Below are 12154 nucleotides of genomic sequence, written 5' to 3' on the forward strand. Positions count from 1 at the left end.
GACCTAGGTTCGGCGCGTGAGGTCCGAGAGCCCCGTGAGCCGTGCGGGCCGTGTGGGCGCCGCTGCCACCGACTGGCACCGGGTGCTCGCGCCGCGCTCGGTCGCCCTCGTGGGCGCGACCGGGCGCGCGGACAACCCCATGGCGCGGCCGCTGCGCTGGCTCACCGAGCGGGGCTTCGCGGGCCGGGTGCACCCGGTCAACCCCAAGTACGACGAGCTGGGCGGCGTGCCCTGCGCGCCCTCGCTCGCCGACGTGCCGGGCGGCGTCGACCTCGTCCTCGCCCTCGTGCCCGCCGAGCGCGCCGCGTCGACCGTGACCGAGGCCGGGGCGGCCGGCGCGGCCGCGGTGGTCGTGTTCGCCTCCGGTTTCGCCGAGGTCGGCGAGGCGGGCCGCGCGCGCCAGGAGGAGCTGGTCGCGGCGGCGTGGGCGGCCGGCACGCGCGTGCTCGGGCCCAACTGCCAGGGGCTCTACGACGCCCGCAGCCGCCTGTTCGCGACGTTCACCGGGGCCGGCGAGCGCCCGCTGACCGGGTCCAGCGGCATCGCCTACGTCGGGCAGAGCGGGGCGATCGGGGGCGCGGTGCTCGACGTCGCCGCCGAGCGGGGGCTGGACCTGTCGGCCTGGGTGAGCACCGGCAACGAGGCCGACGTGACGCTCACCGAGGTCGGCCGCCACCTCGTCGCCGACCCCGACATCTCCGTGCTCACCGTCTACGCCGAGTCGCTCCCGGACCCGGACGACTACGCCGCCCTCGCCGCCGAGGCCGCGGCCGCCGGCACCGCACTGGTGGTGCTGCGGTCGGGACGCTCGGCGCCCGGACGCCGGGCCGCCGTCTCGCACACCGGCGCGATGCTCGGCGACGACACCGCGTTCACCCTCGTCTCACGGCGGTACGGCGTCGTGCTGGTCGACGACGTCGAGGAGCTGCTGGCCGCGGCGACGATGCTGCGGGGGCGCCGGGGTCCCGCCGGACGCGCGCTCGGGCTCGTCACCAGCTCCGGCGGCGCCGGCATCCTCGCCGCCGACCGGGCCAGCGAGGCCGGGCTCGCGGTCCCCGAGCTCGACGAGCGCACCCGGGAGAAGCTCGCGCGCCTCGTCCCCGACTTCGGTGCGGTGGCGAACCCGGTCGACGTCACCGCGCAGCTGTTCAACGACGGCGGCTCGTTCGGCGAGGTGTGCGGGATCGTGCGCGCCGACCCGGGCGTCGACGCGGTGCTCGTGCTGCTGACGATGCTGGTCGGCGAGACCGCCGACGCCCTGGCCCGCGACCTCGCCGCCACCGTCGCCGAGCAGGGTCCCGACGCCCCGCCCGTCGCCGTCGTGTGGATGGCGGGCGAGGACGGCACCGCCCCCGCCCGGGCGGTGCTGCGCGAGGCCGGGGTGCCGGTGTTCTCGTCGATCGCGCTCGCGGTGCGGGTGCTCGACGCCGTCGCCGCCGGGCCCGGAGCCGCGCCGGCGCCACGGGAGCCCCTCGACCCCGTGCCCGGCGACGGCTGGGAGCTCCTCGACGCCCTCGGCGTGCGCCGGCCCTGGGCCGCGATCAGCACCGACCCCGCGCACACCACCGCGGCCGTCGCCGAGCTCGGGGGCCGGGCGGTGCTCAAGGTCGAGGGGCTCGAGCACAAGACCGAGGCGGGCGCGGTGCGCCTCGACGTGCCGACCGACACCGCCGCGGCCGTCCACGCCGAGCTCGCGGCCCTGCCCGGCGCCACCGGCGTGCTCGTGCAGGAGCGGGTCCCGGGCGGGGTGGAGCTGCTGGTGTCGGTCGACGGCGGGCGCGACGGCTGGCCGCCGGTGCTGACCGTCGGCCACGGGGGCACGGCGACCGAGGTCCACCGCGACGTCGTCCACGCCCTCGCCCCGGTGACGCCGGAGACGGCCCGGTCGATGCTGGGCTCGCTGCGCTGCTGGCCGCTGCTCGCCGGGCACCGCGGCGTCCCGGGCGTGGACCTCGACGCGGCCGTCGACGCGATCGTCCGGATCTCCCGCGCCGCGGCCCTCCCCGGCCTCGGCGAGCTCGAGGTCAACCCGCTGGTCCTCCCGCCACCGAGGAGTGCCAGCGTGGCGTCCACGCTGGCACCGGACGACAGGATCGCCACCCGCTCGGATCCGCGACACGCCGAGGGAGCGATCGCCGTGGACGTGCTCAGGACGGAGACGTAGTGGGCGGCATCGGGCTGGAGATCACCGACGGCGTGGCGCTGCTGACCGTCGACGCGCCCGAGGTCCGCAACGCCCTGACGCCAGCGATGGGGCGCGAGCTCGCCGAGGCGTGCGACGCCGTCGACGCCGACCGCTCGGTGGGCGCCGCCGTCGTCCGCGGCGCGAACGGCACGTTCTGCTCGGGCGCCGACCGCCGCACCTGGAACCCCGGCGCCGACCAGGCCGAGGACACCGCCTTCCGTGACACCGGCGCGGTCTACGGCGCGTTCCGGCGCGTCGGCACCCTGGCCGTCCCGACGATCGCCGCCGTCCGTGGCGCGGCGGTGGGCGCCGGGCTCAACCTCGTGCTCGCCACCGACCTGCGCGTCGTCGCCCGCGACGCGCGCCTGCTCGCGGGCTTCCTGCGCATCGGCCTGCACCCCGGCGGCGGCTTCTTCACGATCGCCTCGCGCACCGCCGGACGGGAGGCGACCGCGGCGATGGGCCTGTTCGGCGAGGAGATCGACGGCACCCGGGCGGCGGAGCTCGGCCTGGCCTGGCGAGCGGTCGACGACGCCGACGTCGAGGACACCGCGCTCGCGCTGGCCGCCGTCCCCGCCCGCGACCCCGACCTCGCCCGCGAGGCCGCCCGCTCGTTCCGCACCGAGACCGGCCCGCCCGGCCTGCCGTGGGACGCGGCCGTGGAGTTCGAGCGCGCCACGCAGATGTGGAGCCAGCGCCGGCGGGCGTCCCGGGAGGACAGCCGATGATCTTCGACCCGACCCCGCTCTCCCCCGCCGAGGAGGAGCTGCGCGCCGAGGTGCGCGCCTGGCTCGCCGACGTCCTGCCCGCCGACTTCCGCCCCGGCCTGGGCCTCGGCGGGCGCCACGACCCGGAGTTCACCCGCGCGCTCGCGCGGCGCGGCTGGATCGGCATGTCGATCCCGACCGGGTACGGCGGCGCCGGCGCCAGCACGGTGCGGCGGTTCGTCGTCGTCGAGGAGCTCCTCGCCGCGGGCGCCCCGATCGCCGCGCACTGGATCGCCGAGCGCCAGACCGCCCCCGCCCTGCTGCGGTTCGGCACCGAGGAGCAGCGGCGCTGGTTCCTCCCCCGCATCGCGGCCGGCGAGTGCTGGTTCTCCCTCGGCATGAGCGAGCCCGACGCCGGCTCCGACCTCGCGTCCGTCCGCACCGCCGCCAGCCGCGTCGAGGGCGGCTGGCGCGTCACCGGCACCAAGGTCTGGACCACCAATGCCCACCTCAACCACTTCGCCGTCGTCCTGTGCCGCACGAGCCCGCAGGGCGACGGCGACCGCCACGCCGGGCTGTCCCAGCTGATCGTCGACCTCGGCGCCGACGGCGTGCAGGTCTCGCCGATCCCGCTGATCGACGGCGAGGAGCACGTCAACGAGGTGGTGCTCGACGGCGTGTTCGTGCCCGACGAGCGCGTCCTCGGCGAGGTCGGGCAGGGCTGGCGGCAGGTGACCGCCGAGCTCGCCCACGAGCGCTCCGGTCCCGACCGCTACCTCTCGGTGCTCGGGCTCTACCGCGCGTTCCTCGCGGTCCACGGCAGGGAGCCCGACGACGTCCGCGCCGCCGCGATCGGCCGCATCGGCGCGCAGCTCTGGGCGATCCGCCAGCTCTCGCTCGCCGTCGCGCGCTCGCTGGAGCAGGGCGAGGCGCCCGCCGTGGAGGCGTCGCTGGTCAAGGACGTCGGGACGACGTTCGAGCAGCAGGTCGTCGAGACCCTGCGCGACGTCGCCGGCGGCGAGATCGACCCGGGAGGCCCGACGATGTTCGACCGGCTGCTCGCCGAGTGCGTGCTCAACGCCCCGACGTGGACGCTGCGCGGCGGCACCACCGAGGTCCTGCGCGGCATCGCGGCCAAGGCCCTGACCAGGAGCGCGCGGTGACGGCGATCCTGGACGTGACCGAGGTCCGCGACGCCGTCGCCGACCTGCTCGCCGACCGCGTGGACCCCGCCGTCCTCGAGGCCGCCGAGCGCGACGGGTGGGCCGCCGGGGTGTGGGAGCCGCTGCACGCGGGCGGGTTCACGACGGTCGGCGTCCCCGAGAGCGCCGGCGGCGCGGGCGGGTCGGTGGCCGAGGCGTGCGCGGTGCTCGAGGCCGCCGGGGCGGCGTCCGCGCCCGTGCCGGTGGCCGAGACCGGGCTGCTCGCCGGGCGCCTGCTCGCCTCGGCGGGGCTCGCGCTGCCCGACGGGCCGCTGACTACCGGCACGGGCGAGGTCTCCCTCCGCGACGGCACGCTCGCCGGACGCCTCGCCCGCGTGGCGTGGGCCCGGCAGGCGGCGCGGATCGTGCTGGTCGCCGACGACGCCGACGGCGCGCCCGTCGTCGCCGTCGTCGACCCGGCCTCGGCCCGGATCGCGCCCGGCAGGAACCTCGCCGGCGAGCCCCGCGACGCCGTCGACCTCGACGGCGTGGTCCCCGAGACGACGGCCCCGGCGCCCGCCGACGCCCGCGACGCCCTCGCGCGCCGCGGAGCGCTCGCGCGCGCGGCGATGATCGCGGGCGCCGCTCGGCGGGTCGGCGAGCTGACCGTCGCCTACACCGGCGAGCGCGTGCAGTTCGGACGCCCGGTGTCGCGGTTCCCCGCCGTCGCCGACCACCTCGTGCGCATCGCCGAGCAGGCCGAGATGGCCGCGATCGCCGCCCGGTCGGCGGCGGCGTCGGCCGGCGACGGCGAGCCCGCGGCCCTGGAGGTGGCCGCGGCGGCGGCCGTCGCGTCCGAGGCGGCGGGGCTCGTCGCCGCCGCCGCGCACCAGGCGACCGGCGCGATGGGCGTGACCCGGGAGTTCGCGCTCGGCGTCCTCACCCGCCGGCTGTGGTCGTGGCGCGACGAGTGGGGTGGCGAGCGGGCGTGGGCGACGCGCCTGGGCCACACTCTCGCGGCGGGCGGCCCGGAGGCGCTGTGGCCGACGCTCTCGCGAGGGCTGCGACACGCGGCGGAGCGGAGCTGACGCGATGGAGGAGCCGGTGAGGACGGAGAACGGACTGGTCGTCGAGGTCGCCGACCGGGTGGCGAGGGTGACCCTCGACCGCCCCGAGCGCCTCAACGCGCTGTCGACCGGGCTCCAGCGCGACCTCGTCACCGCGTTCGACGGCTTCGTCGACGACCCCGACGTGTGGGTCGTCGTGCTCACCGGCGCGGGCGAGAAGGCGTTCTGCGCGGGCGTCGACCTGCGCGAGATCCGCGAGAACGACGCGGACAGCGACCGCGGCTTGCGCCCCATGGGCGGGGCCTCCCGCAACGTCTTCGAGACCGTGCTCGAGTGCACCAAGCCGACGATCGCCGCGATCAACGGCTGGGCCCTCGGCGGCGGCTTCGAGCTCGCGCTCGCCTGCGACATCCGGCTCGCCGCCGACCACGCGCGCGTGGGGCTCCCGGAGGCGAAGCGGGGCATGGGCGCGAACTTCGGCGCCCACCTCGTCGGCCGGATGCTGCCGCCGGGCATCGCCTACGAGCTGCTCTACACCGGCGACGACCTCGCCGCGGCCGACGCCGCACGCTGGGGCCTGGTCAACCGCGTGGTGCCCGCCGCCGACCTCGCAGGCGATGCGGCATCGCTGGCGGCTCGGATCGCCGCCAACGCCCCGCTGACCGTGCGGCGCTACAAGGCCGCGCTCGGCAAGGGCGGCTCGCTGCCGCTGTCCGCCGCGCTGCGCCTCGACGTCGGCCCCGACCCGTACACCAGCGAGGACCGCGTCGAGGGCGTCGCGGCGTTCGTCGAGAAGCGCGACCCGGTCTGGCGCGCCCGCTGAGCCGTGTGATCCACGCGACGCGCGCCGCCCGGAGGAGCGGGTATCCGACCGGGTGGACGTCACCGTGTTCGGCGGCACCGGCAAGATCGGGCGCTTCGTCGTTCGCCGCCTCCTGGACGAGGGTCACCACGTCACCGCGCTCGTCCGGTCGCCCGAGAAGCTGACCGTCGAGAGCGATCACCTCGAGGTGATCGTCGCGGAGCTCGACGACGAGCCCGCCATCCGCAAGGCCGTCGACGGCGCGGACGCGGTGATCAGTGCGCTCGGCCCGGCCGTCGACCCGTTCCTGCGCAGCGGCCCGCTCACCCGGGCGATGCGCACGATCGTCGCGGCGATGCACGACGCCGGCGTCCGCCGCCTCGTCGCGCTGAGCACCGTCAGCGTCCCCGACCCCCGCGACCGCCCGAGCCTCGTCGAGCGGCTCGTCCCGGTCGGGATCGGGCTGCTGATCCCGGGGGCGCTCGAGGAGGTCCAGGGCATCAGCGAGGCCGTCACCACCTCGGGGCTCGACTGGACCCTGGCGCGGATGACCGCGCCCATCGACATCCCGTCCAACGGCACCCTGCGGGCCGGCTTCCTCGGTCGTGACGGGGTCGGGACGCCGATGGCGCGCACCGACGTCGCCGCGTTCCTCGTCGACCAGCTCACCGACGACCGCTTCGTCGGCGCGGCGCCGGCCATCAGCAACTAGTCACTCACCGGCGGCCCTCGGCGCCCCGGCGGAAGTCGTCCTCGAGGTCCTCCTCCCGCCGTCCCCGGCGCGCCCTCTCGAGCGCCAGCACCGCCACCCCGTACACCCCGCCGAGGACCAGCAGGAAGATCCCGACCCGGACGACGACCAGCTGGACGCCGGCGAGGCCGAGGTCCGCGCCCGCCACCAGGGTCAGCAGACCGAGGGCGAACAGGTAGTAGAGGGTGACGAGCAGGTAGTTCAGCGAGGTCGAGAGCGACCGGTCGCCGTACACCTCCGCGAGGAAGTCGCGTCCGATCCGGCGCAGGAGCACGCCCACCACCAGCGTGATGACGATGCCGACGACCACCGTCGTCACGAAGCTCGCCGTCGAGGCCCCCATCGGTGACCGCCCTCGTCGATCCGGTGCGCGATGGGTCCGGCACCGGTGTGGGGGCTCAGAGCGCGCGGCGTACCGGTCCGACTACCCGAGTCCCGCCCGCCACCAACCCGGATGGCGAGGACGGGCGCCTAACCCTGGTCGGCGTCGTCCTTGCCCGGCCGGCCGCCGGGGATGACGCGGCTCTCCAGCCGCGCCCAGGTCGCGCTCCACTCCGCGAGCGGGACGAGCAGTCGTTGGAGGACCTCGAGCTGCTCGTCGAACGCCGCGAGCTGGCTCTGCATCGCGGCCACCGCGTCGCGCTGGGCCTGGATCGCCGAGCGCATGGCCCCGAGCTGGGCCGCCGACATCGCCCCGGGGTGCGTCGCGACCTCCGGCAGCGCCGGCAGCTCGCTCAGCGGCGCCGCCGATCCCGCGGCCTTGACCACGTTCTCCGCGAGCCCGCGCAGGCCGCTCACGACGCTCCACAGCGGATTCTGGCCGCCCGCAGGCTCCGGTGCCTCGCTCATGGTCACGGTCTACCCCGGTGTCAGACCTCCGCACCCGTGTAGAACGCGACCGTGCGCGCGGCGCGGGCCTCGGCGTCGTCGACCGGCATCCCCGCCTCGGCGCTCGCGGCCGCCCAGGCCTCGCCCGACGCCGCGATGAACGCACGCCCCTCGTCGGACACCGACCAGGCCTCGGCCTGCTCCGGGGACACCCCCGCGCCCGTCCCGAGGTGCAGACCCAGCCCCAGCAGTCCCAGGTCCCAGCCGATCCCGGCCGCGCCCGGGCCGTAGGTGCGCCAGTGGTCGTCGTCGACGTGCGCGATGTGGGTCAGGGTGAAGCGCGCCGCAGCCGGGTCACCGGCCCCCTCCGGATCGAGCCGCACCTCGATCCAGCTGACCCCGCCCCCGAACTCCCAGGTCGCGTCGAAGCCGCGCGGCGGGTCGCAGGCGGTGACCGTGCCGCCCGCGTTGCCCTCGAGCTGGTACCGCCCGCCGAGGCGCAGCTCCCCGCTGACCGGCAGGAACCACCGGGCGATGCGGTCGGCCTGCGTGCAGGCGCACCAGAGGTCGTCGACGTCGGTGGGGAACGCCCGGCTCACCGTGACGAGGGCGGCCTCCCCCGCCTCGAGGGTGCGGGAGCCGACGGTGCGGCGGGTCGCGGAGATCTCGTGCTGTACGTCCACGCTGGATAAGCTAGCGCTTCTATAAGCAGTGACTCAAGAAGGGTCGAGGAACGCGGTGAGGATGCGGTCGGCGGCCAGCGCCGGGGTGAGCTCCCCGGCCCGGACCTCGTGCTCGAGCTCGGCGCGCATGCCCTTGACCTGCGGGTGGTCCTTGAGCCGCCCGAGCAGCCGGTCGCGGACCATCTGCCAGGTCCAGTCGACCTGCTGCTGGGCGCGCTTCTCGGCCAGCCCGCCGCCGGAGTCGAGGTGCTCCTGGTGGCGCACCAGCGCCGACCACACGTCGTCGAGCCCGGTCCTCTCCGCCGCGCTGCAGGTCAGGACCGGGACCTTCCACGTCTCGCTGCCAGATCCAGGTTCTTGGCTGCCCCGCAGCATCGCGAGCGCCTGCTCGAGCTCGCGCGCGGCCCGCTTCGCCTCGCGCGCGTGCGGCCCGTCGGCCTTGTTGACGGCGATGACGTCGGCGATCTCGAGGATGCCGCGCTTGATGCCCTGTAGCGAGTCACCGGTGCGGGCGAGGGTCAGGAAGAGGAACGAGTCGACCATCTGCGCCACGGTCGTCTCGGACTGCCCGACGCCGACCGTCTCGACGATGACGACGTCGTAGCCCGCGGCCTCCATGACGACCATCGTCTCGCGCGTCGCCTTCGCGACCCCGCCGAGCGTGCCGGCCGTCGGTGAGGGGCGGATGAAGGCGTCGTCGTCGGTGGCGAGCTCGTTCATCCGCGTCTTGTCGCCGAGGATCGAGCCGCCGCTGCGGGTCGACGACGGGTCGACGGCGAGCACCGCGACCTTCGAGCCCTGGGCCGTCAGCGTCGACCCGAGCGCCCCGATGAACGTCGACTTCCCGACCCCGGGCACCCCGGAGATGCCGATCCGCCGCGCCCCGCCGGCGTGGGGCAGGAGCTCGACGAGCAGCTCCTGGGCGGCCTCGCGGTGGTCGGGTCGCGTCGACTCGACGAGCGTGATCGCCCGCCCGATCCAGAGCCGGGAGCCGGAGCGGACGCCGTCGACGTACTTCTCCAGGTCGATGTCGCTCACGTCGCCTGCCCGATGACCCCGCACGACACGGTCGGTCATCTTACGGACACGGGTCGCGTCGTCGGCGAGATCGCCGCGACTCCTCCGCCGCTGCGGTGCGCAGCACACCCCGCCGCCATGGTCGAGGGCGGAGAGTGGGGACAGCCATCGCAGACACGGAGGTGCGGCACGTGCCCGGGCAGGGGCTCTCCCCGAACATCCTGGACGGCGTCCTCGTCGTCGTCGCCCTGCTCGCACTGCTCCGGGGCTGGCGTCAGGGCGCGCTCGTCCAGCTGCTCTCGCTCGGCGGCCTGGTCCTCGGCCTGCTGGCGGGTGCGTGGGTGGCGCCCCGGATCACGGCGTGGTTCCTCGACGACCCGGGCGCCGGGGCCGCCCTGCTGAGCCTCGGGCTGCTCCTCGTGGCCATCCTCGTCGGGCAGGGGATCGGTCTGCGTCTCGGTCTGGCGCTGCGACGCGGCGTCGTCCGGGCCGGCGCCGGGACCGTCGACCGGGTGCTCGGGCTGGGGGTCGGTCTGGCCGGCACCGCCCTCGTCGTGTGGCTCCTCGCGGGGGTGCTCGCGCAGGGCCCGATCCCGGCGGTGGCCCGGCAGGTGCAGGGCTCTGAGATCGTCGGCGCCCTCGACCGGTCCCTGCCCCCGACCCCCGCGGTCGTCGGCGAGGTCGCGGCCTACCTGGACCGGCAGGGCTTTCCCGCGGTGTTCGCCGGGGTGGGCGGCGGGATCACGGCTCCGCCGGTCCCGGCGACCGCCGACGCCGCGGTGGCGGCGGCGGCCCGGGCCGGGCAGCCGAGCACCGTCCGGGTCCGGGGCGTGGGCTGCGGCACCGCGATCGGCTTCGGCTCCGGCTTCGTGACGGCGCCCGGCTTCGTCGTCACCAACGCCCACGTGGTGGCGGGCTTCGACCGGCTGACCGTCGAGGACACGACGGGCCGACACACCGCGGAGGCGGTCCTCGTCGATCCCGCGATCGACGTGGCCGTGCTGTCGGCGCCCGGGCTCGGCGCGCCCCCGCTGGCGTGGAGCGAGGCGACCGTGGGGCGGGGCGACGAGGGCGCCACCCTCGGCTTCCCGGGTGGGAGCACTGACCTGGTGGTGGAGCCGGCCACCGTCCGCACGCGGATCGACGCCGTCGGACGCGACGTCGACGGCGACGCGTCGGTGCGTCGCGAGGTGCTCGTCCTCGCCGCCGCGGTCGAGCGCGGCGACTCGGGCGGGCCGTTCGTCACCGCCGACGGCCAGGTCGGTGGGGTGGTGTTCGCCGGCGCCCCCGACGGCAGCGCCACCGGCTACGCCCTGACCGTCGAGCAGGTGCGCCCGGTGGTCGTCGAGGCCGTCGCCCGCGACACGGCGGTCGACACCGGGGCCTGCCGGTTCTGAGCCGGCCTCAGCCCGCCCTCACGCCGCCGGCCCCTCCGCCGACGGCTCGGGGATCCAGGAGCCGTGGAAGCCCGAGGGCACGCCACGGGGCAGGGTGACCGTGGCGACGGTCCGGGTCACGTCGGTGGCGTCCAGCACGAGCAGCCGCGAGGCCGAGCCGTCGGCGCGCGTGGTGATCGTCAGCAACCAGCCGTCGTCCTCGCCCCGACCGGCGCACCCGGACGGGACGAACACGGCCTCCCCGGCCTTGACCTCGGGCCCGAGCTCGTGGGCGAGGGTCCTCCCGGTCGCCAGGTCCATCTTGAGGATCGCGTTGGTGGCCGGCGACGAGGTGACGCCGTAGCGGTAGCGGGCGGCGCGGCCGACGCGCTCCGGGTCGACGGTGGGGAACTCCACGGGACGGTCGTCGAGCGGGCCCTCGGACACCCGACCGGTGGCGGGGTCGAGGACCCAGCGGTGCATCCGGGCCGCGCCGGTGCCGGCCGCCCGGCCCGCGGGGTCCGCGCCCGCGGCTCCCGCCGCGGCACGCGTCGCCTCCGGGTCGTCCCGGGCGCCGGGCCGGCGGAGGCCCCGGCGGAGGCTCTGGCTGAGGCTCTGGCTGAGGCTCTGGCTGAGGCCCCGTCGCCGTCGCGTCGGCGGCGCCCACTGCGCCGCCATGTCCGCGGCGTCGTAGCGGGATCCGTCGACGACGATGCGGCCGTCGGCGTCCTCGTGGGCGGTGCCCACGTGGAAGACGTAGCAGGGGTCGATCTCGAACCACCGCACCGTCGCGGTCGGGTCGTCGTGGCGCATCACGCCGAGGCGCGCGCCGTAGGACTCGTCCCAGACGAACGGGAAGCCGGCCCGGATGTGCCGCAGCGAGAACGTCAGCGGGAGGTCCAGCCAGACCGTGTGCCGCGCCGTGATGGCGGCGTCGTGCATCAGGGTCGGGCGCCGGACCGAGACCCGACGGCTGACCACGAGCTCCCCCGCGGCGGAGAGCCGGTGGTAGGTCAGGAACGGGGGCACCGGCGAGTAGCCGTAGAAGTGCAGCTCGCCGGTGACCGGGTCGGCCTTCGGGTGCGCGGTCATCGCCGTGCGCAGCCGCCCGCCGAAGTCGCAGGGGCCCACGGATCCGAGGTCGCGGTCGACCTCGTACGGCAGGCCCTGCTCCACGAGCGCGAGCAGCTTCCCGCCGTGCTCGATGACGTGGGTGTTGGCCGGCACCGCCGTGAGGTCGACCCCCCGCCAGGTCAGGTAGCGGCGGCCGGCCAGCGCGCCGGTGCGGACCCAGCGGTTGCGGTACCAGAGCGCCCGCCCGCGCTGCAGGCGCACGCCGTGCAGCATCCCGTGGCCCCGGAACCAGTGCCCCGGGTCGGCTCCGGGCAGCGGGTTCGGCCCGTTGCGGACGTAGCGCCCGTCGAGCTCCGGCGGCAGCGTGCCCTCGACGGGCAGGTCGACAGCGTCGATCTCGTCGGGTACCGGCGCGTAGTGACCGGACAGGTGGAGAGGGCGGGCGTCCTCGGCGGCGGTCAGGAGAACCTCCGTGCTCGACTCCCCCGAGCCTCCCCCGTGCGACCCGGGCCTGCCACGCGA

At 76.3% G+C, this 12154-nt stretch carries 12 protein-coding genes; 7 read left to right on the top strand and 5 right to left on the bottom strand.

The window, feature by feature from the left end:
* Positions 1 to 34 precede the first annotated feature (34 nt).
* The 6 genes from PGB27_RS19200 to PGB27_RS19225 are packed head-to-tail and all read left to right on the top strand — an operon-like array spanning position 35 to position 6615.
* Positions 35 to 2164 (top strand): acetate--CoA ligase family protein, encoded by a 2130-nt coding sequence (locus PGB27_RS19200; RefSeq protein ID WP_274201994.1) that lies wholly within the window; start codon positions 35 to 37, stop codon positions 2162 to 2164.
* On the top strand, positions 2164 to 2913 hold the full coding sequence (locus PGB27_RS19205) for an enoyl-CoA hydratase-related protein (RefSeq protein ID WP_274201995.1): 750 nt from the start codon (positions 2164 to 2166) through the stop codon (positions 2911 to 2913). The genes PGB27_RS19200 and PGB27_RS19205 overlap by 1 nt, the downstream gene beginning before the upstream one ends.
* Complete coding sequence (locus PGB27_RS19210) at positions 2910 to 4055, top strand: acyl-CoA dehydrogenase family protein (protein WP_274201996.1); 1146 nt, start codon at positions 2910 to 2912, stop codon at positions 4053 to 4055. The genes PGB27_RS19205 and PGB27_RS19210 overlap by 4 nt, the downstream gene beginning before the upstream one ends.
* Positions 4052 to 5122: an acyl-CoA dehydrogenase family protein gene (locus tag PGB27_RS19215; protein ID WP_274201997.1), complete on the top strand. Its 1071-nt coding sequence runs from the start codon at positions 4052 to 4054 to the stop codon at positions 5120 to 5122. Before PGB27_RS19210 ends, PGB27_RS19215 begins: the two co-directional genes overlap by 4 nt.
* Before the next feature lie 16 nt (positions 5123 to 5138).
* A complete protein-coding gene (locus tag PGB27_RS19220; protein WP_274201998.1) occupies positions 5139 to 5924 on the top strand; it encodes an enoyl-CoA hydratase/isomerase family protein in 786 nt (261 codons plus the stop codon).
* 52 nt (positions 5925 to 5976) lie between these two features.
* Positions 5977 to 6615 carry an NAD(P)-dependent oxidoreductase gene (locus tag PGB27_RS19225; RefSeq protein ID WP_274201999.1) on the top strand — a complete coding sequence of 213 codons (639 nt, stop codon included), beginning with the start codon at positions 5977 to 5979 and terminating at the stop codon, positions 6613 to 6615.
* A gap of 4 nt (positions 6616 to 6619) precedes the next feature.
* Here the strand turns inward: PGB27_RS19225 and PGB27_RS19230 are convergent, their stop codons facing one another.
* From PGB27_RS19230 to meaB, 4 genes are all read right to left on the bottom strand, one after another.
* The gene (locus PGB27_RS19230; RefSeq protein ID WP_274202000.1) at positions 6620 to 6997 is read right to left on the bottom strand and encodes a hypothetical protein; all 378 of its coding nucleotides are present in this window, start codon (positions 6995 to 6997) and stop codon (positions 6620 to 6622) included.
* Positions 6998 to 7125: 128 nt separating this feature from the next.
* Positions 7126 to 7503, bottom strand: a complete 378-nt coding sequence (locus PGB27_RS19235) for a hypothetical protein (protein ID WP_274202001.1) — start codon at positions 7501 to 7503, stop codon at positions 7126 to 7128.
* Positions 7504 to 7523: 20 nt separating this feature from the next.
* Complete coding sequence (locus PGB27_RS19240) at positions 7524 to 8165, bottom strand: SRPBCC family protein (protein ID WP_274202002.1); 642 nt, start codon at positions 8163 to 8165, stop codon at positions 7524 to 7526.
* Positions 8166 to 8198: 33 nt separating this feature from the next.
* Entirely contained in the window at positions 8199 to 9242 is a 1044-nt protein-coding gene (meaB, locus tag PGB27_RS19245) for a methylmalonyl Co-A mutase-associated GTPase MeaB (RefSeq protein WP_274202003.1), read from the bottom strand.
* A 131-nt stretch (positions 9243 to 9373) separates the two neighbouring features.
* Between meaB and PGB27_RS19250 the strand changes: the two genes are divergently transcribed.
* Positions 9374 to 10579, top strand: coding sequence for a MarP family serine protease (locus PGB27_RS19250; protein ID WP_274202004.1), 1206 nt, complete (start codon positions 9374 to 9376; stop codon positions 10577 to 10579).
* Positions 10580 to 10597: 18 nt separating this feature from the next.
* Here PGB27_RS19250 and PGB27_RS19255 read toward each other — a convergent pair whose 3' ends face one another.
* A complete protein-coding gene (locus PGB27_RS19255; RefSeq protein WP_274202160.1) occupies positions 10598 to 12094 on the bottom strand; it encodes a carotenoid oxygenase family protein in 1497 nt (498 codons plus the stop codon).
* Positions 12095 to 12154 lie beyond the last annotated feature (60 nt).

Origin of the sequence: Actinomycetospora lemnae, assembly GCF_028737315.1 — a bacterium.
GTDB classification, from domain to species: domain Bacteria; phylum Actinomycetota; class Actinomycetes; order Mycobacteriales; family Pseudonocardiaceae; genus Actinomycetospora; species Actinomycetospora lemnae.

Coding starts and splice junctions, on each gene's coding strand:
- PGB27_RS19210 (WP_274201996.1), top strand. CDS start 2,910: ATGATCTTCGACCCGACCCCGCTCTCCCCCGCCGAGGAGGAGCTGCGC.
- PGB27_RS19230 (WP_274202000.1), bottom strand. CDS start 6,997: ATGGGGGCCTCGACGGCGAGCTTCGTGACGACGGTGGTCGTCGGCATC.
- PGB27_RS19235 (WP_274202001.1), bottom strand. CDS start 7,503: ATGAGCGAGGCACCGGAGCCTGCGGGCGGCCAGAATCCGCTGTGGAGC.
- meaB (WP_274202003.1), bottom strand. CDS start 9,242: ATGACCGACCGTGTCGTGCGGGGTCATCGGGCAGGCGACGTGAGCGAC.